Here is a 25676-nt window from a genome sequence, read left to right as displayed (position 1 = left end):
TCAGGACGCCTCCAAGGCCAGGAACGCCATCAGATCCGCTGTCGGCTGTGGTGGCCAGCGGCGCACCTGCTGCAACCAGTCGGCCTGGCGGTAACGCTGATCAAGCCCAGCAGCCGCGGCCCAGTGGCTTTCCGCTTCACCACTGGATCCTTCTCGCCAGAGCAGGCCACTGAGGGCCGCCCGAGCGTCAGCAAACAAAGGGTATCGACGAATCAATTTTCGCAATTCCGCCTCCGCAAACTCCAGATCCCCCGCTTGCCAGGCCGCCAAGGCCTCGCTGGAGCGGGCCATGGCGAAGCCGGGGCGGGCGAGGGCAGCCTGGCCGTAAAGCTCTCGCGCCTCAGGCCAGTCCCCCTGCGAACCGCGCACATTGGCCAGGTTGTAGAGGGCTGAAGCATCCTGCGGATCCCGCTCCAGGATCCAGAGATAGTCGTCCGCTGCCGCGGACCAGTCCTGAAGCGTTTCCTCGGCCGTGCCCCGGTTCAAGTGAGGGTCACTTTCCTCCGGCGCCAGAACAATCGAAGCGGTCTGGTCTTCGATCGCCCCAGACAGATCACCAAGGGCCAGACGCACATTGCCGCGGTTGCTCAGCGCTGCTGCATCCTCAGGGACCTGCTCAAGGAAGCGATCCCACAGGAGCAGCGCCTGCACAAAATCACCCTGACGGCTCGCCGTCAGTGCCTGCTCGTAGAGCCCTTGAAGATCCAGGGCCTGCACGGGCAGCGCCAGCACCAGACTCAACAACAGGATGAGAAGCCGGTTCATGCCGCCTCCGCCAGATGACTGCGGGCCGCATCCGTGACCATGCGGCCACGGGGGGTACGCATCAGCAACCCCTGCTGCAACAAAAACGGCTCAACCACTGTCTCCAGGGTGACGGGGTCATCCCCGAGGGCCGCTGCCAGGGTCTCGAGCCCCACCGGGCCGCCACCGTGGTGGTCGATCAGCAGCTGCAGCAAGCGCCGATCGCTGGCATCGAGGCCGCGATGGTCAACGCGGTGCAGGCTCAGGGCATCGCCGACCAGGGCCTGATCAATAACTCCACCGCCGCCGCCACGGACACTGGCCACATCCCGCACCCGGCGAAGCAGGCGATTGGCAATCCGGGGCGTGCCGCGACAGGAGGCGGCAATGCTGCTGCGGGCCTCCGGCGTGAGGGCGACCCCGATCAGCCCGGCGGTGCGATCCACGATCGCTTCCAGATCTCCTTGGCCGTAAAACTCCAACCGCTGGATCAGGCCAAACCGGTCCCGCAGCGGGGAACTCAGCGATCCGGCGCGGGTGGTGGCCCCCACCAAAGTGAAGGGGGGCAAATCGAGGGAGCGGGAGCGCGCCGTGCTGCCCTTGCCGACGGTGAGATCGAGGCGACGGTCTTCCATCGCTGGATAAAGCAGCTCTTCCGCCACCCGGCTGAGGCGATGAATCTCGTCAATGAACAGCAGATCGCGGGGCTGCAGGTTCACCAACAAACCGACGATGTCGCGCGGGCGTTCCAAGGCCGGTGCACTGGTGACCTTGCACTGCACCCCCATTTCTTCTGCAAGCACCATGGCCATGGTGGTTTTGCCCAAACCTGGCGGGCCATAGAGCAGCACATGATCCAGGGCATCCCCACGACCCAGGGCCGCTTCCACCGCAATACCCAGCACCTGCTTAAGCTCGCTCTGACCGATGTAGTCGTCCAGGAACTGGGGCCGAAGCTTGTCCTCCGGCCGACTCACCACCTCTTCAGGGGCCGGCTGGGGGTCCACCAGCGCTTCGGGGCGGCGGGGTGGCTTGCGACCGGAACTGGAGGAGACAATCGCCATGCAGGCAGGGTACCCAGACCTGGATAGGGTCGGAAGACACAGCCGCAACCATGGCCAAGGGAGGAGCGAAAAAAGCAGCCGCAGCCGCAGCACGGGCCGCTGCCAATCGGATGCTGGCGGACAACCGTCAGGCCCGTCACCAGTACGAAATCCTCGAAACCCTGGAAACCGGCATCGAGCTAGTGGGCACCGAGGTGAAATCGATCCGCAACGGCAAAGCCAACCTGCGCGATGGCTTCTGCCTGATCCGCAATGGGGAACTGCAGTTGCACAACGTGCACATCTCACCCCACACCCACGCCGGCAGCTACTTCAACCACGACCCGCTGCGCACCCGGAAACTGCTGGCCCATCGCCATGAGATCAACAAGCTGCGCGGTCTGGTGGATCAAAAAGGGCTGACGCTGATCCCCCTCAACATTCACCTCAAGGGGTCCTGGATCAAGCTCACCATCGGGCTAGGCAAAGGTCGCAAATTGCACGACAAGCGCGCTGCTGAAAAAGAGAAGCAATCAAAAAAGGATGTGAAAGCGGCAATGGAGCGCTACTGATCGCGCGGGTCTGCCAAGCAAACCAAAGTGAATGCATCCGAGGAAACGCCCTCGTTGAAGACCAGCACCTGTAAGGGGGAACCGGCTTCAGGCGCAATCCGAGTCACCCGCAGTGGGCCACGCTCACCCTCCACCTGGCCACTGGCACCAAACACCATCATCTGCATCAGGGGGGTGCCGCTGATGTCCAAGGCCAACGTATCCCTGGCAGGCACCTCAACGAGCAGCAAACGGGCACCACCGGCAGGGATGCGCAACGACGTGTTGGTGGGCTCCAGCGGGCACGCTTTGAGCCGCACGATTTCGACGTCATTGAGGCTCTGCATCGCCGCTGCAATCCAGAGCTGAAGAAAGGGTTCGGCAGGTTTCCAGCCCTGCATGGACCTCGGCAGCAGCACATGAGAACCAGCACTGACCAAGTGCTCCACCACGTGCAGATGTACACCCTGCTGCACCAACGCCTGACGCGTCTGCTCCCAGTCCCCATCGCTCAGACGGCCCAAGCGGACTCTGATCGTCGGCGGCAGCTGCTCAATCCGAGCCAGCCATTCCTCGGCCAGCTCGGTCCAGGCCCTTGGCAACGGCGCAGCCTCCAGCGACTCCGCGCTGGGCTGGCTGGCATCCACAAGCTGGAGAAACCAGCCGCGATTCACCTGAAGTGCCCGCAAACGGCTGAACAGCTGCTGGCGGTGATCCAGCGCCGCCGGCGCCAAGCTGACGGCAGGTTTGTGGCCCGCAAGGTCAGATGCAATGTCTACAGGTGAGCTGCGCGAGAGCAGCAGCCAGCCGATGGCAGAACCCACCAACGCCGATAGACCCAGCACAACCACCACGGGCCAGAGACGACCCTCCGCTCCCTGCTCGCGAGCCAAGACCCGACTGCTTCGTGCTGAGACGACGATCTCCGGTTCGGATGCGGGCAAACCCACCGACTCCAGGACCTGCAGCACCTCAGCAACCTCAGCAAAACGGCGCTCCGGTGCCTCAGAGAGCAGGCGCTCCAGCACCTGACGAAATCCCGCCTCGAGCTCCAGGCCCTCTGGCCAGCATCCGTCCTCGCTCGCCGGCCCACCAAGCAACACCAGGGCGGTGAGCCCAAGATCGTGCAGATCGCGCCAGGGAGCATCCAAAGGGGTAGTGCCCTGCCGCTGCACCCCGCCACCCTCCAGCAACACCGGTAAGCCATCGCTGTTTCGGCGCAGCAGATGGCGGGCATTCAGATCACCGTGCACCAGCCCGCGGCCATGCCACACCGCAAGCACCGGCAGCAACTGGCGCAGCAACAGAAGAACCTCATCCGCACTGAACCGCCTTTGATGCAGCAGCAGGTCGTAGGAGATGCCGTCCTGCCAATCACGCACAAGCCACAACGCCCCATCCAGTTCCACCAGCTCACCGCAGCGGGGCGACTGGGGATGCGACAGCATCTGCATGTGTGGCCAAACCCCTTGCAACCGCTCCTGGGATTCCGATGTCTCCAGTTGGCGAATGGCCACCGGCAGATCACCCGCCATCACATCCACCGCACGCCACAAAGAACCACGCAGCGGATCGGGTCCACTCAGGCGTTCCTCCAGGCGATATCGCTCCACCAGCACCGTGCCGGAACCGCTCAAGGGATTCAGCCGCATCGATGGGCTGATGGTACCGATGGTTTGCCGCACCCCCTAGGGTCCGCGAAGGATGGATCGAGCCCGTGCTGCTGGACACTCTGCTGGCGGTGCGGCGCCGCAGCGAAGCAATGATCGCGCCTCTGGAACCGGAAGACCTGATGCTCCAGGGGATGGCCGATGCCAGCCCTCCCAAATGGCATCTGGGCCACACCAACTGGTTCTTTGAAACCTTCGTGCTGCAGCCCTATGCAGCGGAACATCAGGCCTGCGACCCGCTCTGGAGCTATCAGTTCAACTCCTATTACGACTCCGTCGGAGCGCGTCACCCCCGACCGCAGCGGGGCCTGCTCAGCCGTCCGGCCATCGGCGCGGTGCTGGCCTGGCGTCAACGGGTGGATGCCGGTCTAGAAGCACTGCTGCAGGACCCGCCTGAAGGGGTTGAGGCCTTGGTGCAGCTCGGCCTGCAGCACGAGCAACAGCACCAGGAACTGCTGCTGATGGACCTCTTGGATGGCTTCAACCGTCAGCCGTTGGAACCCGTCTACAACCTTGAAGATGAGCTGACCCTGACCCTGGAGGAGGAGCAGTGGCTGGCCTGCCCCGGCGGGTTGACGGAGATCGGCCATCAGAGCGAGGGATTCCACTTCGACAACGAGACGCCGCGGCACCGGGTGTGGCTGGAGCCGTTTGAGCTGAGCAACACCCTGGTGAGCAACGCCGGCTACGCCGGCTTCATCGCCGATGGGGGCTATCAACGTCCCGAGCTATGGATGAGTGAAGGCTGGGCCTTGGTGCAACAGCACCAGTGGCAGGCGCCGCGCTACTGGCGGGAGAACAACCATGAATTCACCCTGGCGGGCCGCCGCTGCCGAGACCCCCAGGCACCTGTGCGGCATCTGAGCTGGTTCGAAGCGGATGCCTATGCGCGCTGGAGCGGTGCCCGGCTCCCCACCGAAGCGGAATGGGAACACGCCCTTGGCCTGCATGGCGCCGCCATGCAGCACGCCCACCGGGCGCTGTGGCAGTGGACCGCCAGTTCCTACAGACCCTATCCCGGCTTTCGCCCGGTGGAGGGTGCCATCGGCGAATACAACGGCAAATTCATGAGCTCCCAAATGGTGCTACGGGGCAGCAGCTGGCTCACGCCCCCGGGCCACGAACGCGACAATTACCGCAATTTTTTCCCGCCAGCGAACCGCTGGATGGCGGCCGGCATCCGTCTGGCTCGATGAGCATCAGCCTGCTCAACCTCCACCCACCCCAAGCGGATCTGCAGCGCCTGGTTCGAGACGGATTGCAGCGCAACCCTTGCCAACTGCCGGCCTGGTTGCTCTACGACGCCGAAGGATCACGTCTGTTCGCCGAGATCTGCCGGCAGCCGGAATACACCCTCACCCAACGGGAAATCGCCCTGTTGGAAGACAACGCACCCGCCATCGCCGCCGCCACGGGCCCTGGGCTGGTGGTGGAATTCGGCATCGGCAACGCCCGCAAGGTGGATCCGCTGCTCACAGCTCTGGGCAGCAGCGTCTTCGCCGCCTTGGACATCAGCCTCAGCGCCCTGAAGGAAGCCCTCTCCGGCCTCGCAGCCCGACACCCCAACACCGCCATGGTCGGCATCTGCTGTGACCACACCCGCTTGGAGCAGCTGCCGCAGCATCCAGCCATAGACGGCCAACGACGCATCGGCTTCTTTCCTGGCAGCTCCTTGGGTAACTTCACCCCGGAAGAGGCTGTGGACTTCCTGCGCAACGCCCGGCAGCTGCTGGCTGGAGGGCCGCTGCTGCTGGGGCTGGATCAACCCCGCGAGCCGGCCCTGATGGAAGCCGCCTACAACGATGCCGCCGGCGTGTCCGCAGCCTTCGCCCGCAACCTGCTGCTGCGGCTCAACCGGGACCTCCAGGGCGATGCCAATCCCAAGCGGTTCCGCTACCGGGCCCGCTGGGAGGCACAGCAGCAGCGCATCGAAATGGCGCTGGTGAGCCGACAGGATCAGACCGTGCACCTGGGCGGTGAGACCTGGTTCTTTCGCCAGGGCGACGCCTGGATCACCGAACACAGCGTCAAATACTCGGCGGCCGCGGCGACCGCTCTCGCGGCCCAGGCCGGCTGGCGGATCCAACACAGCTGGACCGATCCACACCAGCAGATCGCTCTGCATCTGCTTTTGCCGGCAAACTGAGCCCACAGACTTATCCCACAGACGGAGCCCAGGAGCTCAGGCGGCATGAAATCAGACGAACGACGTCAGGCGATCAAACAGCAGCGTGAACAGCTCATCCAAGACCTTGAGGCGGTGTACATGGCAGCCTTCGATCGCCTGGGAGAACTGGAAGGTGAAGTGGGAGAAGTGAAAGCAGCGCAACTCACCCAGATGATCCTCAACTCCAAAACAGCCGCGATCGAGCCCCTGGAGAAAGAGATCGAAAAACCGTTGATCACCACCCCGGGCGAGGCATGAGCAGCTGGCTGGAGCAGTTGGAGCGGGAGCTGGACGCCCGACTCTCTGCCTTTCTGCGCAACAACCCCGTTCAAGACCACCTGTTCAGCGAACAGCACCTGAAGGATCGGGCGACAGCTCTGCAACGACAACGCCAACAACTGCAAGGCGAAGCGAAACAGCAACGCCAGCAGCTGCTGAGGCTGGCCGAGGACGTACGGGCCTGGCGCAGCCGGGTGGAGCGTGCCAAGGCAGCCGGCGCAGCGGATCTAGCCGGGCGAGCCGAACTACATCTCACCAGCCTGATGAAACAGGGCCGCGCCCTCTGGGCCGACCTGGAGGATCTGGGACGCCGCTTCAACGAGGTGGAGCGACAGTTGCAGGAGCTTCACCAGCAAAAGCAAACGCCCAGCCCCTCAACACTGGAAAAGGACTGGGCGTTGTTTGAAGCGGAACAGGAGCTTGAACAGATGCGCCGCGACGCTGGGCTGAGTTAGATCAGGCCTTGGGTGCAGGAGGCTCCAGGCTGACACCCTCGGGCGGAGGGGTGGGATCCGGATCGGCAATCAGCATGTGCTGAAGCACAATTTCCGGGCGCTCACTGTCGCGCCAGCGGATGCGGTAAGCGGGCATTTTGGTGCCACGGCTGGTGGTCTGTTCCACCGGCTCCATCACCCATCCCCGGCGGGAACGGCCCTGGGGATTCCGCTTGACCACGGCATCAGCGTGCTTGAAGCGAAACCCGACGCGTTCTCCACTCATGGGGATAGGACCATGCCACTCCTCCCATTATTCCACTGAGGGTGGTTCTCCCTTGCGGGACTCCGGCCGCAACAGCGGGAAGGCAATCACGTCCCGAATCGAAGGGCTGTCGGTGAGCAGCATCACCAGCCGGTCGATGCCGATCCCCAAACCTCCGGTGGGGGGCATGCCCACCTCGAGGGCCGTGACGAAATCCTCGTCCAACCCCTGGGCCTCCAAATCACCCGCCGCCTTGCGCGCCTGCTGGGCCTCCAGGCGCTGGCGTTGATCCACGGGATCGGTGAGCTCACTGAAGGCATTGGCGTGCTCGCGGCCGACGATGAACAACTCAAACCGTTCCACCAAGCCGGGCTTGCTGCGATGGGGCCGAGCCAGGGGCGAAATCTCCACCGGGTAATCGGTGACGAAGGTGGGCTGAATCAAGGTCGTTTCCACCGCTTGCTCAAAGGCCTCATTGAGCAGACGGCCCACCGAGTCGGCCAGCTCAGGCACATGAAGGCCCTTGGCGGTCATCGCCGCAGCCGCCGCCTCCCGGCTGCTGAAGCTGTTGAAATCAAGCCCCGTCGCGTCCTGCACGAGCTCATGCATCGTGGCGCGCCGCCACGGCGGTGCCAGATCGATCTCGGTGCCCTGATAGGTGATGGTGGTCGTGCCGCAGACCTCCTGGCACACCGCGCTGACCATCTGTTCAGTGAGCTCCATCATCCCGATGTAATCGCTGTAGGCCTGATAGATCTCCACCGAGGTGAACTCGGGGTTATGGCGCGTGCTGACCCCTTCATTGCGGAAGATCCGGCCCAGCTCATAGACCCGCTCAAAGCCACCCACCACCAGGCGCTTCAGGTGCAACTCGGTGGCAATCCGGAGGGTGAGGGGCAGGTCGAGAGCGTTGTGGTGGGTCTCGAACGGCCGCGCGTCAGCGCCACCGGGTTCGCTCTGCAGCACGGGGGTCTCGATCTCGAGAAAATCACGCTGATCGAGCCAGCGGCGAATGCCGCTCACTAGGCGGGCCCGGCGACGGAAGGTCTCACGGCTGTCGGGGGAGACCACCAGATCCAGATACCGCTGGCGGTAGCGCTTCTCAACGTCGGCCAGACCATGCCACTTGTCGGGAAGGGGCTGCAGCGCCTTGGTGAGCATGCGCCAGTCGCTCACTTTCACCGACAGCTCGCCACGGTCGGTACGACGCAGGGTGCCGCTCACCCCGAGCCAGTCGCCGCTGTCCACCAGTGAGGTGATCTGTTTGAACCAGCCCGCCTGCTGGGCTTCCAGACCCGCCTTCTCCAGGAACAGCTGGATGGAGCCCGTCTCATCAGCCAGGGTGAAAAAGGCCAGCTTTCCCATCACCCGGCGGGTCATCACCCGTCCCGCCACGGAAACGCTGACATCCCGCTCTTCCCCCTTGGGCAGATCGGCATGGGTCTCCTGCAGACCGGCCATGCGATGGCTTGGGCAGAAGGTGAGGGCATAGGGGCCCTGCCCCAGCTCTTCCAACGTCTTGGCCTTTTCCAGACGGGTGTCGCGCAGCTCAGACACAGCAGCAGGTCAGTCGGGCGCCATCCTGCCCGGCCGCGGGTTGATCAACCGGCAGCAGATGCCTCGCCCATGCGCTGGGAGGCGTAGCCAATGCCCCGCACAGTAAGGATCAGCTCAGGGTTACGGGGATCCGGCTCGAGCTTTCCGCGCAAGCGCGCCACGTAGACATCCACCACGCGTAGGTCAGCGGCTCGACGGGGGGGATACCCCCAGAGCTGCTCCAAAATTTCGGCCCGGGGCACGACATGGCCGGGATCACGAAACAGCAACTCCAACAGGCTGAATTCCGTGTAAGTGAGATTGATGCGCTCCGATCCACGGGTCACCTGGCGTCGGTTGGTGTCCACCACCAAATCGCCGAGCCGCAAAACGCCTTGCCCCGTGGGCAATTCACGGCTTTCAACCACTGCATTGCCCCGGCCCACCCGGCGCAGAATCGTGGCGATGCGGGCTTCGAGTTCCTTGGGGCTGAAGGGTTTAGGAAGATAGTCATCAGCGCCAAGATCCAGACCGGCCACCCGCTCGGAAATGGCTTCAACGGCAGAGAGGAAGATGATTGGCACGCAAGATTCGGCCCGCAGGCGGCGGCACACTGCAAAGCCGTCCAACTTGGGCAGCATCACATCGAGCACCACCAGATCGGGGGACTCGTTGTGGAACATTTCAAGGGCCTGTTCACCGTCCTCAGCACATATGACGCGGTAGCCCGACAGCTGCAGGCGCATCACCAGGACACGACGGACTGCAGCCTCGTCATCAACGACAAGAATGGCCGCTTTGGGTTGTGAGGGCAGGTCGCCCGTCATCCGAATCAAACCCTTAACGAGCTGCAACCTTACTGGTCAGGGCCTAAACACCGACGCAAACACCCTGGCGCGCAGCCGGTTTACCGATTGTTTTAAGAATTGCCGACAACCTCAGGCCACCGCGAACGGGCGTAACGGTTCCATTCCGACGCCGCAGCTGTTAAGGCCTGCTCAGGGCTGATCTGGGCCAACATCGCCCGCTGCATCTGGGTATAAAGGATCTTCTGGAGGCGTTTGATCCCCGGCAACGCCGGCACCAACACCCGGGCTCGATCCAACGTGCTGGCCGACAACAAACGGGCCTGGCGAATCTGACGTTCAGCGGCTGTGGCAGGAACCCGCTGCGCCAATTCAACACGCACTCGGGCCAGGGCCTCCAACGACGACGGCAGAACCCGTGCCTCAGCCGCGAAGCGCGCCTGATGCTCGGCATTGGTCAGGAACAGCGCAAGATCCACGGCCTCCCGGGCGCGCTGGCTCTGACGCGGCACCGCCAACGTCATCAAAGCCACATTGGCTGCGCCATCTGCACCGGTCACCGGGGGATGGGGCTCCGTCACCGCGGCCACCCCCGGCGCATTGGTCTGAATGCTGCGCAGGAATTCCGCCCCCGTGGCCGCCAGGGCCAGATCACCGCTCTGGAACAACTCGATCGCCCGGCGTTGCCCCTGACTCACCACCTCCCGAGGCAACAGCCCCTCCCGGTAGAGATCACTCCAGAAACGGAAGGCCCGGAGCCCCGCAGGGCTGTTGAAGGCGGCCCTGCGTTGGGAATCCAGCAGGGTCACCCCCATCTGCACCAGGGTTTCCAGGAGTTCAGCCGAGTCGTCCGGAACAGTGGTAAGAAACAGGCCGTAACGGCCCGTGCGCTCGCGGATGCGACGAGCGAAGGCCGGCACCTGATCCCAGCGGCTAGGCGGAGCTGCAATACCGGCTTGATCCAACAGTGCGCGGTTCACCAGACTCAATCGGACCGTGAGATACCAAGGCAGAGCGATCTGCCCGGCATCGGGATCGCTGCAGGCCTGCCACACCGAGGGCAGATAGCGGCCAGCGGCATCAGCAGGCAGCAGCGGGGTTAAGTCCGCTAGCCCTCCCTTGCTGGCCAGATTGGCCGCGAAGGGCGGATTGAGATTCACCACATCCGGGGCCGTGCGCGCAAACACCGCCGCCAGCAACTTGCGTTCCACGGACCCCCAGGGCAGATCCGTCCAGCGCACAGGTTCATCGGGATGGAGGCGGCTCCAGGCCCCCAGAACATCCGCAAAATACGGGTTGAACTTGGGAGCCAATTGCAGGGTCCACAACTCCAGAGCCCTGATCTGTGGAGTCCTCAGGCCGCAGGCCGCCAACCCCATCGCCGCTGCCCCCAGCAGCAGATCCCGACGCGTCAGCCTCATGAGGGAACCCTCCTTCGCCAGAGCAGCAACTGCAACGACACCAACACCGGCGCCAGCAAACCCGTCACCAGGGCCTGGCACCAAAGGGTCTGCAGGCCCCAGCTCTGGGTGAGGGGATCCAACACTCCGCCTTGACGCCACCAGAGCTGAAGGATCAACGACAAACCAAGACCCACGGACCCGAGCCAGGCCAACAAGCCCAGATTCAGGCTGCGTTGGATAGGTGCTGCACGCCGCCCCAGCCGTCCCCACCACCAGCCCAGCAGCAGCAGCGCGGGCACCTGACTGACACCGCCGAGATTGAGACCATCCAGCACCAGCCCCAAAGCCACACCCGACAACGCCCCCGACACCGGACCATCCACGAGAGCCCAGGGCAACAGCCAGAGCACAGCCCAGGCGGGACCAACCCCATCGATGGCCAACCAAGGCGGCGACGCCAAGGCCAGAAACGGCACCATCAATGCCGAGGCCACACATATCGGTTGTCGGTGCAGACGCGTCATTTCAGTAGTTCATCTCAACGGGTTTGCACCTGCACCCAGTCGATCGCCTCCGGTGCTGCGATCAACTGCACCACCGCTACAGGTGCAGGAACAGCCTGTTCATCTACCGACTGGATCACCCCCACCGGCACGTTGGGGGGCAACAAGGTGCTGGCCGGGGACGTAGCCACCAGATCCCCCGGACGCACGTCGGGGTCCTTGTCGATGAAACGAAGCGAAAGCCGGCTGCTGCCGCGGCCGACCAGCAATCCGTGGCGGCGGCTGCGGGGCAGCCAGACGCCGATCTCATGGCCCGGAGCGGTAAGCAACTTCACCCGCGCCGTGGCGGGAGTAACACTGTCGATGCGGCCCACCAAACCGCCAGGGCCAAGAACCGCATCGCTCCTACCGATGCCCTGCAGCGAGCCCTTGCCCAGTTGCAATTGCTGCCACCACCCCCGCGAAGAGCGGGAGATCACGGCAGCCGATACCTTGCCTTGAGCTGATCCTCGTTGCTGCAACTCCAACAAAGCGCGCAAGCGACGGTTGTCGTCTTCCAGCAGCTGCAGGCGAGACCGCTCCTCCAAATCCGTTGCAGCCATGACCCATTCCCGCTGGGCAGAACCAGGCCAGAAAGGACGGCTGAGCAGCGCATAGGCATCGGTGAAACCAGCGCCCTTGCTCAGACGCACCATCAGAAGCCCGCCCACAAGCAGCAGCCAGGGGGTGAGTTGCCCCAATCCGCGCCAGCGGCTCTTGCCGGGACGGAGCGTCGGGGCCATCGCTTCAGACGCCTGCCGCGGTTCGGACGAATTCCGGGGTATCCACCACCCGCTGCAGGCGTTTCCAGTCCTCCAGAACCTGGCCGCAACCGTTCACCACGCAGAGCAGGGGGTCTTCGGCGATGTGCACAAAGATGCCGGTCTCGTGGCTGATCAGGTCACTGATGCCTCGGACTAACGCACCACCTCCCGCAAGCATGATGCCGCGATCCACGATGTCTGCCGCCAGCTCAGGGGGTGTGCGCTCCAGGGTGCGTTTCACCGCTTCAACAATCACGTTAAGAGGCTCCGCAATTGCTTCCCGCAGATCACCGGCCTTGAGATTGATGGTGCGCGGCAAACCGGAGAGCAGGTGCAGACCCCGCACATCCATGGACTGCTGATCGAACTCGTCGTCCGGGAAGGCGGAGCCGATGCGGATCTTGATCTCCTCGGCCGTGCGCTCGCCCACCACCATGTTGTGAACCTTTTTCAGGTAAACACTGATGGAATCGCTGATCTCATCGCCGGCTACGCGGACGGATTCACTCAGCACCGTTCCACCGAGGCTCAGTACCGCCACCTCGGTGGTGCCGCCACCGATGTCGACAATCATCGTCCCAACGGGCTCAGTGACCGGAAGGCCCGCACCGATGGCGGCTGCCACCGGCTCATCAATCAGATGCACTTCACGCGCCCCAGCCATGCCGGCTTCGCGGACGGCGCGACGCTCCACACCGGTCACACCACTAGGGATGCCGACCACGAGTCGAGGGGCCATGATGCCGCGGCCCTCATTGCCTTTGGTGATGAAGGTTTTGAGCATTTGCTCAGCAGCATCAAAATCGGCGATCACCCCATCGCGCAAAGGGCGGACTGCCCGGATGTTTCCAGGGGTGCGGCCGAGCATCAACTTGGCTTCATCACCCACTGCCATGGTGGTGCCACGCTCGAGATCAAGAGCCACCACGGAGGGCTCCTGCAGCACGATGCCCCGGCCGGAAACGTAGATCAGGGTGTTAGCGGTGCCCAGGTCGATGCCGATGTCGCGCGACAGCTGGAAACGACGAAAGAACACAGACACCGCAGTCAAGACGGCCGGATCATAGGGGCGTTCACAGCGGTTGCCTGTTACACCCAGCGGCTTGGGTGGAACTCCTTAAAAGCAGTCACCCAACCGGTGCCCCATCATGAATCCAAATTCAGGAGAAGATTGTCTATGGGCGTTAATTCCGTCACCCTCGTCGGCCGTGCCGGCCGCGATCCCGAAGTGCGTTACTTCGAGTCCGGCAGCATGGTGGCCAACCTCACCATGGCGGTGAACCGTCGCAGCCGCGACGATGAACCCGACTGGTTCAACCTCGAGATCTGGGGCAAGCAGGCCCAGGTTGCTGCGGATTACGTAAAGAAGGGCTCCTTGCTGGGCATCATCGGCAGCTTCAAGCTGGATCGCTGGACCGACCGTGCCAGCGGCGAAGAGCGCAGCAAGCCCGTGGTTCGTGTGGATCGACTCGAACTGCTGGGATCCAAACGGGACAACCAGGAGGCCGCCGGCACCTTTGGCGGCCAGGCCTCCGATGAGGACATCCCCTTCTGAGCCTCCTCCCCAGGGAACCCCTCGGGCCGGTGCTCAGTCGGACGACTGACGCCGGCGCCAGATGCGCAGACCCAGCCAGATCGCGCCCGCCAGCAGAGACACCACCAGCAACACCTTGACGGCCTTGGAGACAGGGTCAATCCAGAGCTCAACGTTGCTATATCCCTCTCCGAGAACCATGCCGGCCATGGTGAGCAGGGCCGTCCAGATCAGGCTGCCGGCGGTGGTCCAGACCAGAAACGGCGCCATCGGCATCATTTCAATGCCCGCAGGCACTGAGATCAGCGTGCGAATTCCAGGAACCAGACGCCCCCAGAACACCAGGGCGGTGCCATAGCGGCTGAACCAGCGGCGGCTGCGGGCCAACTCATCGGCACTGATGCCAATCCAGCGACCGTGGCGTTGCAACCAGGCTTCGATCCGTTCCTCGTTGATCAACCGTCCGATCCCGTACCAGGGCAGGGCACCGAGCACCGTGCCCAGCAAACCGGCCAACACCACGGGCACCAGATCCAGCTGACCCTGCTGCACATAAAAGCCCCCGAGGGGCATGATCAGCTCTGACGGAATCGGCGGGAACAGATTCTCAAGAAACATCGCCGCGAAGATCGCGGTGTACCCCAGCCACTGATTCGCCTCCACTGCCTGGCCGATCAGCTCCGGCAGTTGTGTGATCAGATCAGAGAGCCCCATGGAGACTGCGCTCGATCGCGCAAGTCTTCCATGGGGCCGTGAAGATCGGATTCCGATCCGCTGGATCGTGATCAGTAGCGGTAGTGATCGGGCTTGTAGGGGCCTTCCACAGGCACATTGATGTATTCGGCCTGATCCTTGCTGAGCTCGGTGAGCTTGGCGCCAATGCGACCGAGGTGAAGGCGAGCCACCATCTCATCGAGATGCTTGGGCAGCACGTACACCTCCTTGGCGTACTCATCACCCTTGGTGAACAGCTCGATCTGTGCCAACACCTGGTTGGTGAAGGAGTTGCTCATCACAAAGCTGGGGTGGCCGGTGGCGCAGCCCAGGTTCACCAGGCGGCCTTCCGCCAACAGGATGATTTTGTTGCCGCTTGGCAGGGTGATGTGGTCCACCTGCGGCTTGATGTTCTCCCACTCGTACTCCTTGAGGGAGGCGACATCGATCTCATTATCGAAGTGACCGATGTTGCAGACGATGGCTTCGTCCTTCATCTTCACCAGGTGCTCGTTGCGGATCACCTGGTAGTTGCCGGTGGCGGTGACGAAGATGTCCATGTCTTCGACCACGTCCTCGAGACGGACGACGCGGTAGCCCTCCATGGCGGCCTGCAGGGCGCAGATCGGATCTACTTCTGCAATGCAGACGGTGGCACCGAGACCACGCAGGGACTGGGCCGATCCCTTGCCCACATCGCCGTAGCCGATCACCAGGGCCTGCTTGCCCGCCACCATCACGTCGGTGGCGCGCTTGATGCTGTCCACCAGCGACTCGCGACAACCGTAGAGGTTGTCGAACTTGCTCTTGGTGACGGAGTCGTTGACGTTGATGGCTGGGAAGGGCAGCTCACCGCTCTTCTGCATCTTGTAGAGACGCGCCACACCCGTGGTGGTCTCCTCGGTCACGCCCTGGATCTGGGCCTTGGTACGGGAGTAGAAGCTGGGGTCCTGGGCCAGCTTCTTCTTGATCGAGGCGAAGAGGAAGGTCTCCTCTTCGTTGCCGGGATTATCCAGAACCGTTATGTCCTGCTCGGCCTTACTGCCAAGCATCACCAGACCAGTGGCATCGCCACCGTCATCCAGGATCATGTTGGGGGACCCGCCATCACCCCACTCGAGAATGCGGTGGGTGTAATCCCAGTACTCCTCCAGGGTCTCACCTTTGACGGCGAAGACCGGAATGCTCTGTGCGGCGATGGCCGCAGCGGCATGGTCCTGGGTGGAGAAGATGTTGCAGGAGGCCCAGCGCACTTCGGCCCCGAGCTCCACCAGGGTCTCGATCAGAACCGCGGTCTGAATTGTCATGTGCAGGGAGCCGGCGATGCGAGCACCCTTGAGGGGCTTCTCGCTGCCGTACTTCTCGCGCAGCGCCATCAGACCGGGCATCTCGGTCTCGGCAATGTCGAGTTCCTTGCGGCCGAAATCGGCCTGGTTGATATCGGCGATGACGCAATCAACGCCGAGCTTCAGCTCAGCAGGGGACGTGGGCGCTGCCACCATGGATCTAATGCTCCCTAAAGCAATCGTGGAGTTGAATCTCTGCAGAGACGCCGAGGCTTCGGGCTCGCTAGATCTGAACTCTACAAGGCATGTCTGGTCCCTTGAGACCCTTGAGACGACTCGAGCCCTGGGCCGATTGCTGGCGCGCGAGCTTCCGAAGGGCGCAATCCTGCTGTTGAGCGGCCCCCTGGGGGCCGGCAAGACATCGTTGGTGCAGGGCCTGGCAGAAGGTCTCGGGATCAGCGAAGCGATCACCAGCCCCACCTTTGCCCTGGCGCAGCACTACCCCCAGGGGGAACCGCAGCTGGTGCATCTTGATCTCTATCGCTTGGAGCAACCGGCCTCCGCCGATGAACTGTTTCTTCAGGAGGAGGAGGAAGCCCGCGCCACCGGGGCGTTGATGGCCGTGGAGTGGCCGGAACGGCTGGGGATCGATCTGGCCGAGGCCTGGCGACTCGAGCTGCGTCACCAGGACGAGGGCCGACTGGCTCAGCTCACCCCCCCCAGGAACGCCTCCACCTGAGCCTGCGTGGGCTGGGGATCGATACCACCGGCCCCGCCGCAGACCATGGCCCCGCAGGCAGCCGCAAAGCGAATGCGCTCCTGAGACGCGGCAGCCCAGCGGTGCAGCAACCCGGCCGTGAAGGCATCGCCAGCACCTGTGGTGTCGACGACGCTGGGGAGCTGAAAGGCGGCCTGCTGACCAGAGTCGGCTCCCAATTGCCAGCGCACCGGGGCCGCCCCATTAGTCACCACCACATCCGGCCGCTGGGGCAAGGCCCGCTGGATCGCGGCGGGATCGTCGCTGTTGAAAAACCAGAGGGCTTCCTCTGTCGCCAACTTGATCAGAGCCGCCTGGCGCAGCAGCGGTTGAATCGCAGCCTTCGCCGCTGCAGACGGTCCGGCCTCGGGATCAGCGGTGGCATCCCAGAACGTGGGGCGCCAATTGACATCGAGAGCAATCGCCATTCCCTGGTTCCGGGCCTGACGCACGGCTGACAACAAAGCCGATGCCGACGTTGGTGCCGCCAGCAGGAGGGTGCCGATCAACAACCATTGGGCCTCGGGCAGTACAAACGACTCCAGGGCCTGATCTGCGAAACCAGCCCCTTGATCCCCGGCAAAACCCTGAAACTGCCGTTCACCCTCCATCGAACGACGAACCAGCACGATGCGACTGGGACGCTCGGCATCCCGCTGAAGCAGCGTGGTACCGACACCACGCTCAGCGAACAACCTGGTAAAAGCCTCGCCAATGGCGTCCTGCCCCAAGCGACCGACAAAGACCACAGGGGTCCCCAAGCGAGCCAATCCACAGGCCACATTCGCTGGCGCGCCTCCCAGACGGTCGTCCACCGGCCGATCCACCGCCGGATCACCTCCAGGCGGCCCAAGACGGTCGATCAGAGCTTCGCCGAGACAGGCGACAACGGAACCAAGCGCCATCCCACAGCATCAGAACCTTCCCTAAGGGTGGGCAGAGCTTTTCAAGCTGCCAAGCAACGCCTCAATGATCCGAGCATTGGCGGCCGGAAAGGCGTAATTCCCCAGGTCATCTGGGCGCACCCAACGCACCTGCTGACTGGCAAGGGGCTGCGGCTGTCCCGACACCCAGTCGCAGAGATGCACCACGAAGCGCAGCTTCTTGTGGCTATACGCGTGATCAATGGTGATCAGCTCAGGGCCGACCGTCACCGCAATGCCGAGCTCCTCCTTCAACTCACGGGCTATGCAGGTTTCGATGGTTTCACCCGGCTCCTGCTTGCCACCGGGGAACTCCCACATCCCCCCCAGCAGGCCTTCCTCCAGGCGCTGGTCGATCAACACATCTCCTTCCGCATTGAGCACGACGCCCACACCAATCACCTGGAAGGGCAAGGGCTTGGGAGCGTCGGTCACGGGCCAGCAGCAGGGGTCGCCGGCAGCGTAAGAAGCGCAGTGCAGCTGCCAGGGGCAGCGGTGGCAGTCAGGCTGGCGGGGGGTGCAAAGCGTGGCCCCCAGATCCATCAAGGCCTGGTTGGTGTCACGAGGCCGCAGCGGATCGAGTAGGGCCTCGCTCCAGCTCCAGAACAAGGCGTAGTCGCGAGCCGGAGGGCGCGGATGGGCCGTCAATCGCGCCAGCACCCGCTTGACGTTGCCATCCAGGATCGGCAACGGTGCATTGAAGGCACTGGAAAGGATGCTGCCGGCGGTGGTGCGACCGATGCCCGGCAACCCCATCCACGCCTCCAAGCTGCGGGGCCACGGTTGGCCCACCAACCGCTGGGCCGCCTCATGCAACCGGCGGGCGCGGGAGTAATAGCCGAGGCCCTGCCACTGCAGCCGCACCTCATCCAGAGACGCCGCGGCCAGGGCCTCGATGGTGGGGAACGCCGCCATCCAACGCGTCCAGTAAGGCAGTGCCACGGCCAACTGGGTCTGCTGCAGCATCACCTCGGCAATCCAGATGCCGTAGGGATCGAGCTGCTGCTGCGGCGCTGGGCGCCCACCACCGGGCAACAGCTTCCAGGGGATGCCGCCGCGGCCATGGCACTCCCACCAAGCCAGCAAGGCTGCCGACAGAACGGCTGCATCGGTTCCGTTCAACGCGGCCATGGGTTCGCGTTTGGCGTTGGCACAGGGCCCGGGCAACAAACGTCATCCAAGCGGTTCACTCGCCAGGATGCACCGGCGCAGCAAGCCAAGGCGTGAGCCCAAGCAACCCCCTCTGGAGCTGGAACGAACGATCCATTGGCTGGAGCCTGATGGGCAACAGCGAAGCCGAAGAAGCGGTGCTACTGATCCATGGCTTCGGGGCTAACAGGAACCACTGGCGTTTCAACCAGCCGGTGCTGGCCGAACAGCTGCCCACCTACGCCATCGATCTGCTCGGCTTCGGGAGCAGCGATCAACCCCGCGCCCGCTTGAAGGATGAACCCGTTACAGCGGATGCCGTTGATTACGGCTTTGACCTTTGGGGCCAGCAGGTGGCTGACTTCTGCGATGCAGTCGTGCGACGGCCCGTGCTGTTGGTGGGCAACTCGATCGGCGGGGTTGTCGCCCTGCGAGCAGCACAACTGCTAGGCGAGCGCTGCCGTGGTGTGGTGCTGATCGACTGCGCCCAGCGTTTGATGGATGACAAACAACTGGCCGCACAACCGGCTTGGATGGCCTGGGTCAGGCCGCTGCTGAAAACGATGGTGCGCCAGCGCTGGCTCAGTACCGCGCTCTTCCGCAATGCAGCACGACCCGGCGTGATCCGCAGCGTGTTGAAGCAGGCCTATCCCAGTGGCGCCAACATCGACGACGACCTCGTGAATCTGTTGTTCCAACCAACCCAGCGTGCGGGAGCTGCCGAAGCCTTCCGCGGTTTCATCAACCTGTTCGACGACTATCTCGCCCCTCAATTGATGGCGGAAATGTCGACCCCCGTGGATCTGATCTGGGGAGAACACGATCCTTGGGAGCCGATCGCGGAGGCCAAGCGTTGGGCTCAGACACTGAACTGCGTTCGCTCCATTTCTGTAATTCCCAACTCAGGGCACTGCCCCCATGACGAAGCACCGGATCAGGTGAACCCTGTGCTGAAACGGCTGATCAAGACAAGATCAGTTCAACAGGCGACGTAGGCCTCTACCTGATCACTCACACGGCGCAGACCGGCCAGACCATCCCGCTCCAGGTTGCGAACACGGTCACGGCTCATGCCCAGAATCCGACCGATACCAGTGAGGCTCATCGGATCTTCTCCATCCATGCCGTAACGCATCCGCAGCACCTGCTCCTGCAGGTGGGGCAGCTGGCCCAGGAGGCTGCGCAGGTCGCCCTTCAAGCAATCCTCCTCCACCTGATCGCTGGGCAGATCGCCGTCACCGGAGAGCAGTTCCAGCAGCTCGGTGTCGTCTCCGTCGCCAACCTTCATCTCAAGGCTCACCGGCTGACGGGCTCGGCACATCAAATCCTTGACGTCATCTTCTGGCAGCTCGACGAACTCAGCCAGCTCCGTAACGGTGGGAGTACGGCCCAACTCCTGGCTCAGCTCCCGCTGACCCTTCTTGAGCTTGTTCAGCATCTCGGTGATGTGGATCGGCAGCCGAATCGTGCGGCTCTTCTCCGCAATGGCCCGTGTGATCCCTTGGCGAATCCACCAATAGGCGTAAGTGGAGAACTTGTAACCGCGGGTGGGGTCAAACTTCTCGACACCACGGACAAGGCCGATGGTGCCTTCCTGGATCAGATCCAGGAGTTCCATGTTCCGCTTGGTGTACTTCTTGGCCACGCTCACCACCAACCGGAGGTTGGCGGCCACCATCCGCTCCTTGGCGCGACGACCGTGCTGCAACTTGCGCTTGAGCTGCATCGAGGAAAGCCCTGAAGCCTTGGCCAGCACATCGCGGCTGGGCTTTTCACCAGCCTTGCTCTCCAGCTCAGCCTCGAGCGATTCCAGATCCATCAACTCCTGCACCTGGCGGCCAAGGGTGATCTCCTGCTCGTGGGTCAGCAGCGGCACGCGGCCGATGTCGCGCAAATAGGAGCGAACCAGATCAACGTCAGCTGTGACTGTCTTAGCAGCCTTCGCAGCGGATTTCGGCTTGGAAGCAGCGGTCGCAGCCGGAGCCATGGGGCGCTTCTTTGAGTTATGTGAAGAGTACTCCTAAGAAACGTGAACAGACTCTCAGAAAATGCCCAGAACGAAGAATTGGGTAGAAATACCTGTGGCTTGCACCAGCTGCGGCAGGTGGATCAGCAGCCACCCCGCCGTCTTCAGGTAGATCAGCGTGCCCGCCACATCCGTGCAGGTGGTGATGAAGGGGGTGGACATCAGGGCCGGATCCAGACCCATGCGGTCAAACAGCAGTGGGAACGCTGCACCAGCCGTGGCCGCCAAGGTGGTGATGGCCAGCAGGCTCATTCCCACCGAGAGGCCCACCAAAGCGCTCTCCCCGCGCCACCAGGCGAAGGGAACCACGAGAAGCATCATCAACACCCCCAGCAACGCCCCCGCCATGGCTTCGCGGCCAATCGCCCGCAGAGGTCCGAGGCTGGAGATGCTCTGGGTGCTCAAACCACGGATCACCACCGTGGAGCTCTGGGCCCCTACGTTGCCGCCGGTACCACCAAGCAAGGGAATGAACGCCGCCAGCAACACCACCTGCTGCAGAACGTCTTCATTGGCGGCGATCACTTCCGAAGTGAAAAAGCTGGCGAGCACCAGCACCGCAAGCCACACCACGCGGCGCCGTGCAACGGTGAACAGGTTGCTGCTGAAGTAGTCGTCGTCATCGCCGGCCTGCACCGCGCCGGCGGCGTAAAGATCACGGGTGGCCTCCTGCTCGATCACATCGATCACGTCATCCACAGTGACGATGCCCACGAGACGCTGTTCCAGATCCACCACGGGCACGGCAAGGAAGTCGTAGCGCTGAATCGTGCGCGCCACCTTCTCCTGATCGGTGTCAGTGCTGACGCTGAGCACCTCCTCTGTCATCACATCACCGATGCGGGCCTGAGGGTCTGATGTGACTAGATCTCGCAGCGACAGGATGCCCGTCAGGCGTCGCTCGGCATCCGTCACATAGAGGGAATAAATCGTCTCGGTGTCGCGGGCACGCCGACGCACGATCTCCAACGCCACCGCCGCCGTCTGGTTTTCCTTGAAGGCGATGTATTCGGTAGTCATCAGACGCCCGGCCGTCTCGGAGCGGTAGCCCAGCAACTCAGCAGTCACTTTGCGCTCATCAGGGCTGAGCTCACTGAGGAGCTGCCTCACCACCTTGGCGGGCAGCTCCTCAAACAATCGGGCGCGATCATCCGGCGACATCTCCTCCATCACCTCCCGCATTTCGCCGGAGCGCAACAGGCTCAACAGGCTCTGTTGGGTGGCGGTGTCGAGGTACTCATAAACGCTGATGGCCTCGTCCTTGCTGAGCAGACGAAAGGCAATCGCCTGCAGGTTGGCCGGAAGACTGCCGATCGCCTCGGCAATGTCCACCGGCTGCACCGGTTCCAGCAGCAGTTTCACGGCGTCGTAGTTGCTCGCCTGGAGCATCGCGGCGAGCTCCTGGGAGACCGCTTCCGCCAGCAAGTCGGGCTCCACGCTCACGCCAGCACTGCTCAGCCCCGATGCCTCCGTCATGCCCCTCCGGCCGGGAGCCCAGTGTATGGCCGTTACAGCCGGTTATCCTCTGCGCTCCATCCGCGTTTCACCATGGCGATCAGCGTCAGTGCCGTCTCCATCACCACCCCTGAAGGCAGCAGCAAATCCCTGGGCGACTACGCCGGAAAGGTGCTGCTGATCGTGAACGTGGCCAGCCGCTGTGGCTTCACCAAGCAATACGCGGGTCTGCAAGCTCTGAACGAGGCCTACGCCGACAAGGGCCTGGCGGTTCTGGGCTTTCCATGCAACGACTTCGGCGCCCAGGAGCCCGGCAGCCTGGACGAGATCAAGAGCTTCTGCTCCACCACCTACGGCGCCGACTTCGAACTGTTCGAGAAGGTGCATGCCAAGGGCAGCACCACCGAGCCCTACACGACGCTCAACCAGATGGATCCCGCCGGTGATGTGGAGTGGAACTTCGAGAAATTCCTGGTGGGCAAGGACGGCACCGTGATCGCTCGCTTCAAGAGCGGCGTCACCCCTGAAGACCTCAAGTCGGCGATTGAGGCGGCGCTGGCGGCTTGAGCCATCGCCCCAGGCTGAACCCCAGGGCTGCGGCACCTACTCCCAGCCCGAGGGTCAGCCCGATCAAGCCCAAGGCCCCGGACCAATCTCCAGCGCTGAGATACTTCATAGCCGCCAGCATCCAACTGCTGAAGGTGGTGAGCGAGCCGCAGAAGCCAATCCCCAGCAGCAGTTGTCGCCGTGGGGCAGTGGGGAGCCCGGCCAGCAAGCCCAAGAGGGCAGCCCCCAGAACATTCACCAGCAGATTCTGATCCCTCAGATGCAGGGCTAGCAGCCAGCGCAGCAGTGCTCCGGGCACAGCGCCCACGCCAACAAGCAGCAGCTCCTGCAGTTCCAGTTGGAGGCTCGGCTTGGTCTCAGGCATGGGTCCCGAGTCCGTAACCCAGTGCAGAAGCCAGCAAACCCGCCCCGATCGAGGCCAGCGCCAGCACCACAGCAGTGAGCGTCTGGCCAGCCCGCAACTCGTTCAACAGCTCCACAGCGAAGGTGGAAAAGGTGCTGAGGCTGCCAAAAAAGCCCACCCCCATCAGCAACACGATGCCGGCGCTGGCGGTGCAGGTTTCATTGAGCGCCAGCACCAGGCCCAGGGCGAAACAGGCCACCACATTCAAGATGAAGGTGCCCCAATGCTTCTTGGGCACCATCGGCTGCACGTGGTTCACCACCTTCAAGCGCAACCAGGCTCCGGGGATGGCCCCGAGCCCAACCAACAGAGCCTCAGACGCGGAGCCAGCCACGGTGTTGCTCTCCGGAGAGGGTTTGCACGTGCAGCCAGTCCTGACCATCGGCGGAAGACCAACGCCGGAGTAACCGCAGAGAGGATCCCGCCTTGAGGGTGCTCAGCCGCGGGGCCACGGCCAGCGGACTGAGGCGCAGAGGCTGATCGGAACTGGTGTGCAAGGGCCCGGAGGCCACGCGACGACGGGGCTGCGGTTGACGCCGGTCGGCACCACCGGCGGGTAAAGCGGCCGGGGCCATCAGAGCCACCCCCAGCAGCCAACTCCACCGCAGCACGGCGTTCATGGAAACACCCCCCATCAAATGTCGAGGGCTGCCATGTCCAGCTCGGCGCTGTGGGTTTCGATGAATTCCCGGCGGGGCGCCACCTTGTCGCCCATCAGGATCGTGAAGATGCGATCGGCCTCGATGGCATCCTCGATCTCCACCCGCTTCATCGTGCGCGTGGTGGGATCCATGGTGGTTTCCCAGAGCTGCTTGGGCATCATTTCGCCAAGACCCTTGAAGCGCTGGATCGTGTAGTTGGCCTTCTCTCCGAAGCCCTCAAGGGTCTTCTGAAGATCGCCCTCGTTGTAGCAATAGGTGTGGTTCTTGCCGCGCTCCACTTTGTAGAGCGGCGGGCAGGCGATGTAGATATAACCGCCCTCCACCAGCTCCTTCTGGTAGCGGTAGAAGAAGGTGAGCAGCAGGGTGCGGATGTGGGCGCCGTCCACGTCGGCGTCGGTCATAATCACGACCCGATGGTAACGGAGGTTCTTCACGTCGAAGTCCTCACCCTTGATGCCCAGGCCCAGGGCCGTGATCAGCGCCTGGATCTCCGTGTTCTTGTAGATCTTGGCGTCGTCGGTCTTCTCGATGTTGAGGATCTTGCCCCGCAGCGGCAGGATCGCCTGGAAGCGACGGTCGCGACCCTGCTTGGCGGAGCCACCAGCGGAGTCGCCCTCCACGATGTAAATCTCGGATTCGCCGGGGTCGCGGGAGCTGCAGTCGGCCAGTTTTCCGGGCAGGGTTGAGCTCTCCAGCACGCTCTTGCGCCGCACCAGTTCGCGGGCCCGGCGGGCGGCTTCAGCGGCATTGAACGCCTGGATCGCCTTCTCCAGGATCAGGCTGATCACGGAGGGATTGAACTCGAGGAACTGGCTGAGGGCTTCACCCACCAGGTTGTCGACAATGCCGCGCACCTCGGTGTTGCCGAGCTTGGTCTTGGTCTGACCCTCAAATTCCGGTTCCGGCACCTTCACCGAGAGCACCGCCGTCAAGCCTTCCCGGATGTTCTCCCCCGCCAGGTTGGAATCGGATTCCTTGCGTTTGCCCAGCTTCTTGGCGAAGGCGTTGAGGGTGCGGGTGAGCACCGTCTTCAGGCCCTCGATGTGGGTGCCGCCATCCACGGTGCGGATGTTGTTGGCAAAGCCAAGAATGCTGTCGGAATAGGCGTCGGAGCACCACTGCAGAGCAGCCTCAACCTGAACGCCATCCTTCTCCGAATTCACGTAGATGATCTCGGGGTGAAGGGCATCCTTCTCCTTGTTCATGTAGGCGACGTATTCCTTGATGCCGCCTTCGTAGAAGTAGGTCTCCTCATGGGGTTTGCCTTCCTCATCCCGGGCCGACTCCCGCTCATCGCGGAACACGATCCGAACGCCACCGTTGAGGTAAGCCAGTTCCCGAAGTCGGGCCGAAAGGGTGGCGTAATCGAAAACGATGCCGCCGGTGAAGATTTCAAGGTCAGGCTTGAAGCAGACGGTGGTGCCGGTCTCGCCGGACTCGGCTGCAGGCTGCGACTCCGACGCCAATTCCCCGATCGCAGCACCGCGCTCAAAACGCTGGCGATGCACCTGGCCCTGTCGGCGCACCGTCACCTGCACCCATTCACTCAGGGCGTTCACCACGGACACGCCGACGCCGTGCAGGCCGCCGGACACCTTGTAACCACCGGCGCCAAACTTGCCGCCGGCGTGGAGCACGGTGAGCACCGTCTCCAAGGCGCTCTTGCCCGTCCGGGGGTGCACGTCGGTGGGGATGCCGCGGCCGTTGTCGCTCACCGCGGCGGAGCCATCTTCACCGAGCACCACAAGAATGCGGTCGCAATGGCCAGCTAGGGCTTCGTCAACCGAGTTATCAACAACTTCGTACACCAGATGGTGCAAACCCCGCGGCCCAGTGGAGCCGATGTACATGCCAGGGCGTTTGCGAACGGGCTCAAGCCCCTCCAGCACCTGAATCTGCTCAGCGCCGTAGGCGTTCTGGACCTTGGAAGCGTCGCTCATTCAGAAAGTCTCAAGCCAGGAAACCGGGTCATGGGCGGGCGCAACGGCTCTAAACC

At 63.3% G+C, this 25676-nt stretch carries 29 protein-coding genes; 9 read left to right on the top strand and 20 right to left on the bottom strand.

Features of this window, described 5'->3' with window-relative positions; all coding sequences use genetic code 11:
* Together Syncc8109_RS00635 and ruvB are read right to left on the bottom strand one after the other, a co-directional pair.
* Window positions 1-765, bottom strand: coding sequence for a tetratricopeptide repeat protein (locus Syncc8109_RS00635; protein WP_006851393.1), 765 nt, complete (start codon window positions 763-765; stop codon window positions 1-3).
* Window positions 762-1808: a Holliday junction branch migration DNA helicase RuvB gene (gene ruvB / locus Syncc8109_RS00630; protein WP_006849859.1), complete on the bottom strand. Its 1047-nt coding sequence runs from the start codon at window positions 1806-1808 to the stop codon at window positions 762-764. Before ruvB ends, Syncc8109_RS00635 begins: the two co-directional genes overlap by 4 nt.
* Window positions 1809-1858: 50 nt before the next feature.
* Here ruvB and smpB point away from each other — a divergent pair, with 50 nt between their 5' ends.
* On the top strand, window positions 1859-2359 hold the full coding sequence (gene smpB, locus Syncc8109_RS00625; RefSeq protein WP_006851004.1) for an SsrA-binding protein SmpB: 501 nt from the start codon (window positions 1859-1861) through the stop codon (window positions 2357-2359).
* Here smpB and Syncc8109_RS00620 read toward each other — a convergent pair.
* On the bottom strand, window positions 2353-4023 hold the full coding sequence (locus tag Syncc8109_RS00620; RefSeq protein ID WP_232202432.1) for a serine/threonine protein kinase: 1671 nt from the start codon (window positions 4021-4023) through the stop codon (window positions 2353-2355). The genes smpB and Syncc8109_RS00620 overlap by 7 nt on opposite strands.
* 32 nt (window positions 4024-4055) lie before the next feature.
* Between Syncc8109_RS00620 and egtB the strand changes: the two genes are divergently transcribed.
* From egtB to Syncc8109_RS00600, 4 genes are read left to right on the top strand one after another with little or no spacing between them, the layout of a single operon-like run.
* Complete coding sequence (gene egtB / locus Syncc8109_RS00615) at window positions 4056-5204, top strand: ergothioneine biosynthesis protein EgtB (protein WP_006851682.1); 1149 nt, start codon at window positions 4056-4058, stop codon at window positions 5202-5204.
* Window positions 5201-6154, top strand: a complete 954-nt coding sequence (gene egtD / locus Syncc8109_RS00610; protein WP_006850169.1) for an L-histidine N(alpha)-methyltransferase — start codon at window positions 5201-5203, stop codon at window positions 6152-6154. Before egtB ends, egtD begins: the two co-directional genes overlap by 4 nt.
* 45 nt (window positions 6155-6199) lie before the next feature.
* The gene (locus Syncc8109_RS00605; protein WP_006850535.1) at window positions 6200-6433 is read left to right on the top strand and encodes a hercynine metabolism small protein; all 234 of its coding nucleotides are present in this window, start codon (window positions 6200-6202) and stop codon (window positions 6431-6433) included.
* The gene (locus Syncc8109_RS00600; protein ID WP_006851204.1) at window positions 6430-6909 is read left to right on the top strand and encodes a hercynine metabolism protein; all 480 of its coding nucleotides are present in this window, start codon (window positions 6430-6432) and stop codon (window positions 6907-6909) included. The genes Syncc8109_RS00605 and Syncc8109_RS00600 overlap by 4 nt, the downstream gene beginning before the upstream one ends.
* A gap of 1 nt (window position 6910) precedes the next feature.
* Here Syncc8109_RS00600 and Syncc8109_RS00595 read toward each other — a convergent pair whose 3' ends face one another.
* The 7 genes from Syncc8109_RS00595 to Syncc8109_RS00565 all read right to left on the bottom strand — a co-directional run bounded on the left by Syncc8109_RS00595 (window position 6911) and on the right by Syncc8109_RS00565 (window position 13240).
* Window positions 6911-7174 (bottom strand): hypothetical protein, encoded by a 264-nt coding sequence (locus Syncc8109_RS00595; RefSeq protein WP_006851112.1) that lies wholly within the window; start codon window positions 7172-7174, stop codon window positions 6911-6913.
* A 27-nt stretch (window positions 7175-7201) separates the two neighbouring features.
* Window positions 7202-8710: a lysine--tRNA ligase gene (gene lysS / locus Syncc8109_RS00590; protein WP_006850094.1), complete on the bottom strand. Its 1509-nt coding sequence runs from the start codon at window positions 8708-8710 to the stop codon at window positions 7202-7204.
* Between the two features lie 44 nt (window positions 8711-8754).
* Window positions 8755-9516 carry a response regulator transcription factor RpaB gene (rpaB, locus tag Syncc8109_RS00585; protein WP_025362011.1) on the bottom strand — a complete coding sequence of 254 codons (762 nt, stop codon included), beginning with the start codon at window positions 9514-9516 and terminating at the stop codon, window positions 8755-8757.
* A 92-nt stretch (window positions 9517-9608) separates the two neighbouring features.
* Window positions 9609-10916: a sugar ABC transporter substrate-binding protein gene (locus Syncc8109_RS00580; protein WP_006850915.1), complete on the bottom strand. Its 1308-nt coding sequence runs from the start codon at window positions 10914-10916 to the stop codon at window positions 9609-9611.
* Entirely contained in the window at window positions 10913-11422 is a 510-nt protein-coding gene (locus tag Syncc8109_RS00575) for a hypothetical protein (RefSeq protein ID WP_025362010.1), read from the bottom strand. The genes Syncc8109_RS00580 and Syncc8109_RS00575 overlap by 4 nt, the downstream gene beginning before the upstream one ends.
* Before the next feature lie 14 nt (window positions 11423-11436).
* Window positions 11437-12183: a rod shape-determining protein MreC gene (gene mreC, locus Syncc8109_RS00570; RefSeq protein WP_025362009.1), complete on the bottom strand. Its 747-nt coding sequence runs from the start codon at window positions 12181-12183 to the stop codon at window positions 11437-11439.
* A gap of 4 nt (window positions 12184-12187) precedes the next feature.
* On the bottom strand, window positions 12188-13240 hold the full coding sequence (locus Syncc8109_RS00565; RefSeq protein WP_025362008.1) for a rod shape-determining protein: 1053 nt from the start codon (window positions 13238-13240) through the stop codon (window positions 12188-12190).
* 141 nt (window positions 13241-13381) lie between these two features.
* Between Syncc8109_RS00565 and Syncc8109_RS00560 the strand changes: the two genes are divergently transcribed.
* On the top strand, window positions 13382-13759 hold the full coding sequence (locus Syncc8109_RS00560) for a single-stranded DNA-binding protein (RefSeq protein ID WP_006850440.1): 378 nt from the start codon (window positions 13382-13384) through the stop codon (window positions 13757-13759).
* Window positions 13760-13792: 33 nt separating this feature from the next.
* On the opposite strand, the gene Syncc8109_RS00555 is transcribed toward Syncc8109_RS00560, so the two are convergent.
* Both Syncc8109_RS00555 and ahcY read right to left on the bottom strand, forming a co-directional pair.
* Window positions 13793-14452 carry a DedA family protein gene (locus tag Syncc8109_RS00555; RefSeq protein ID WP_006851540.1) on the bottom strand — a complete coding sequence of 220 codons (660 nt, stop codon included), beginning with the start codon at window positions 14450-14452 and terminating at the stop codon, window positions 13793-13795.
* Window positions 14453-14523: 71 nt separating this feature from the next.
* Entirely contained in the window at window positions 14524-15954 is a 1431-nt protein-coding gene (ahcY, locus tag Syncc8109_RS00550) for an adenosylhomocysteinase (RefSeq protein ID WP_006851589.1), read from the bottom strand.
* A 7-nt stretch (window positions 15955-15961) separates the two neighbouring features.
* On the opposite strand from ahcY, the gene tsaE reads away from it, so the two are divergent.
* A complete protein-coding gene (gene tsaE, locus Syncc8109_RS00545; protein ID WP_045172845.1) occupies window positions 15962-16477 on the top strand; it encodes a tRNA (adenosine(37)-N6)-threonylcarbamoyltransferase complex ATPase subunit type 1 TsaE in 516 nt (171 codons plus the stop codon).
* On the opposite strand, the gene Syncc8109_RS00540 is transcribed toward tsaE, so the two are convergent.
* Window positions 16444-17400, bottom strand: a complete 957-nt coding sequence (locus Syncc8109_RS00540) for a carbohydrate kinase (RefSeq protein WP_006849891.1) — start codon at window positions 17398-17400, stop codon at window positions 16444-16446. The genes tsaE and Syncc8109_RS00540 overlap by 34 nt on opposite strands.
* Before the next feature lie 21 nt (window positions 17401-17421).
* The gene (mutT, locus tag Syncc8109_RS00535) at window positions 17422-18549 is read right to left on the bottom strand and encodes an 8-oxo-dGTP diphosphatase MutT (protein WP_045172844.1); all 1128 of its coding nucleotides are present in this window, start codon (window positions 18547-18549) and stop codon (window positions 17422-17424) included.
* Between the two features lie 92 nt (window positions 18550-18641).
* On the opposite strand from mutT, the gene Syncc8109_RS00530 reads away from it, so the two are divergent.
* Entirely contained in the window at window positions 18642-19562 is a 921-nt protein-coding gene (locus Syncc8109_RS00530) for an alpha/beta fold hydrolase (protein WP_006851896.1), read from the top strand.
* On the opposite strand, the gene Syncc8109_RS00525 is transcribed toward Syncc8109_RS00530, so the two are convergent.
* A complete protein-coding gene (locus Syncc8109_RS00525; protein WP_006851337.1) occupies window positions 19547-20554 on the bottom strand; it encodes an RpoD/SigA family RNA polymerase sigma factor in 1008 nt (335 codons plus the stop codon). The two genes, Syncc8109_RS00530 and Syncc8109_RS00525, sit on opposite strands and share 16 nt — an antisense overlap.
* 54 nt (window positions 20555-20608) lie before the next feature.
* Window positions 20609-22069, bottom strand: a complete 1461-nt coding sequence (gene mgtE, locus Syncc8109_RS00520; protein ID WP_006850361.1) for a magnesium transporter — start codon at window positions 22067-22069, stop codon at window positions 20609-20611.
* Window positions 22070-22141: 72 nt separating this feature from the next.
* Between mgtE and Syncc8109_RS00515 the strand changes: the two genes are divergently transcribed.
* Window positions 22142-22615, top strand: a complete 474-nt coding sequence (locus tag Syncc8109_RS00515) for a glutathione peroxidase (RefSeq protein WP_006850909.1) — start codon at window positions 22142-22144, stop codon at window positions 22613-22615.
* Here the strand turns inward: Syncc8109_RS00515 and Syncc8109_RS00510 are convergent.
* From Syncc8109_RS00510 to gyrB, 4 genes are read right to left on the bottom strand one after another with little or no spacing between them, the layout of a single operon-like run.
* Window positions 22581-22979, bottom strand: coding sequence for a CrcB family protein (locus tag Syncc8109_RS00510; RefSeq protein ID WP_006850735.1), 399 nt, complete (start codon window positions 22977-22979; stop codon window positions 22581-22583). The two genes, Syncc8109_RS00515 and Syncc8109_RS00510, sit on opposite strands and share 35 nt — an antisense overlap.
* Window positions 22972-23352, bottom strand: a complete 381-nt coding sequence (locus Syncc8109_RS00505) for a CrcB family protein (protein ID WP_006850054.1) — start codon at window positions 23350-23352, stop codon at window positions 22972-22974. Before Syncc8109_RS00505 ends, Syncc8109_RS00510 begins: the two co-directional genes overlap by 8 nt.
* A complete protein-coding gene (locus tag Syncc8109_RS00500) occupies window positions 23333-23638 on the bottom strand; it encodes a hypothetical protein (RefSeq protein ID WP_006851405.1) in 306 nt (101 codons plus the stop codon). The genes Syncc8109_RS00505 and Syncc8109_RS00500 overlap by 20 nt, the downstream gene beginning before the upstream one ends.
* Window positions 23639-23652: 14 nt before the next feature.
* Window positions 23653-25620 (bottom strand): DNA topoisomerase (ATP-hydrolyzing) subunit B, encoded by a 1968-nt coding sequence (gene gyrB / locus Syncc8109_RS00495; RefSeq protein ID WP_006851864.1) that lies wholly within the window; start codon window positions 25618-25620, stop codon window positions 23653-23655.
* Window positions 25621-25676 lie beyond the last annotated feature (56 nt).

It is taken from the genome of Synechococcus sp. WH 8109 (assembly GCF_000161795.2).
Taxonomy (GTDB): Bacteria; Cyanobacteriota; Cyanobacteriia; order PCC-6307; family Cyanobiaceae; genus Parasynechococcus.
Note: the sequence above shows the minus strand (reverse complement) of the source record. Positions and strands in the feature narration are given on the sequence as shown.

Bases quoted from the DNA above. Each gene is read 5' to 3' on its own strand.
- egtD (WP_006850169.1), top strand. From the start codon at position 5,201: ATGAGCATCAGCCTGCTCAACCTCCACCCACCCCAAGCGGATCTGCAG.
- mreC (WP_025362009.1), bottom strand. From the start codon at position 12,183: ATGGCCCCGACGCTCCGTCCCGGCAAGAGCCGCTGGCGCGGATTGGGG.
- Syncc8109_RS00575 (WP_025362010.1), bottom strand. From the start codon at position 11,422: ATGACGCGTCTGCACCGACAACCGATATGTGTGGCCTCGGCATTGATG.
- Syncc8109_RS00500 (WP_006851405.1), bottom strand. From the start codon at position 23,638: ATGAACGCCGTGCTGCGGTGGAGTTGGCTGCTGGGGGTGGCTCTGATG.
- Syncc8109_RS00510 (WP_006850735.1), bottom strand. From the start codon at position 22,979: ATGCCTGAGACCAAGCCGAGCCTCCAACTGGAACTGCAGGAGCTGCTG.
- mgtE (WP_006850361.1), bottom strand. From the start codon at position 22,069: ATGACGGAGGCATCGGGGCTGAGCAGTGCTGGCGTGAGCGTGGAGCCC.
- Syncc8109_RS00595 (WP_006851112.1), bottom strand. From the start codon at position 7,174: ATGAGTGGAGAACGCGTCGGGTTTCGCTTCAAGCACGCTGATGCCGTG.
- smpB (WP_006851004.1), top strand. From the start codon at position 1,859: ATGGCCAAGGGAGGAGCGAAAAAAGCAGCCGCAGCCGCAGCACGGGCC.
- mutT (WP_045172844.1), bottom strand. From the start codon at position 18,549: ATGGCCGCGTTGAACGGAACCGATGCAGCCGTTCTGTCGGCAGCCTTG.
- Syncc8109_RS00515 (WP_006850909.1), top strand. From the start codon at position 22,142: ATGGCGATCAGCGTCAGTGCCGTCTCCATCACCACCCCTGAAGGCAGC.
- rpaB (WP_025362011.1), bottom strand. From the start codon at position 9,516: ATGACGGGCGACCTGCCCTCACAACCCAAAGCGGCCATTCTTGTCGTT.
- Syncc8109_RS00525 (WP_006851337.1), bottom strand. From the start codon at position 20,554: ATGGCTCCGGCTGCGACCGCTGCTTCCAAGCCGAAATCCGCTGCGAAG.
- gyrB (WP_006851864.1), bottom strand. From the start codon at position 25,620: ATGAGCGACGCTTCCAAGGTCCAGAACGCCTACGGCGCTGAGCAGATT.
- Syncc8109_RS00580 (WP_006850915.1), bottom strand. From the start codon at position 10,916: ATGAGGCTGACGCGTCGGGATCTGCTGCTGGGGGCAGCGGCGATGGGG.
- Syncc8109_RS00540 (WP_006849891.1), bottom strand. From the start codon at position 17,400: ATGGCGCTTGGTTCCGTTGTCGCCTGTCTCGGCGAAGCTCTGATCGAC.
- Syncc8109_RS00635 (WP_006851393.1), bottom strand. From the start codon at position 765: ATGAACCGGCTTCTCATCCTGTTGTTGAGTCTGGTGCTGGCGCTGCCC.
- ahcY (WP_006851589.1), bottom strand. From the start codon at position 15,954: ATGGTGGCAGCGCCCACGTCCCCTGCTGAGCTGAAGCTCGGCGTTGAT.
- Syncc8109_RS00600 (WP_006851204.1), top strand. From the start codon at position 6,430: ATGAGCAGCTGGCTGGAGCAGTTGGAGCGGGAGCTGGACGCCCGACTC.
- ruvB (WP_006849859.1), bottom strand. From the start codon at position 1,808: ATGGCGATTGTCTCCTCCAGTTCCGGTCGCAAGCCACCCCGCCGCCCC.
- Syncc8109_RS00560 (WP_006850440.1), top strand. From the start codon at position 13,382: ATGGGCGTTAATTCCGTCACCCTCGTCGGCCGTGCCGGCCGCGATCCC.
- Syncc8109_RS00605 (WP_006850535.1), top strand. From the start codon at position 6,200: ATGAAATCAGACGAACGACGTCAGGCGATCAAACAGCAGCGTGAACAG.
- tsaE (WP_045172845.1), top strand. From the start codon at position 15,962: ATGCTCCCTAAAGCAATCGTGGAGTTGAATCTCTGCAGAGACGCCGAG.
- Syncc8109_RS00555 (WP_006851540.1), bottom strand. From the start codon at position 14,452: ATGGGGCTCTCTGATCTGATCACACAACTGCCGGAGCTGATCGGCCAG.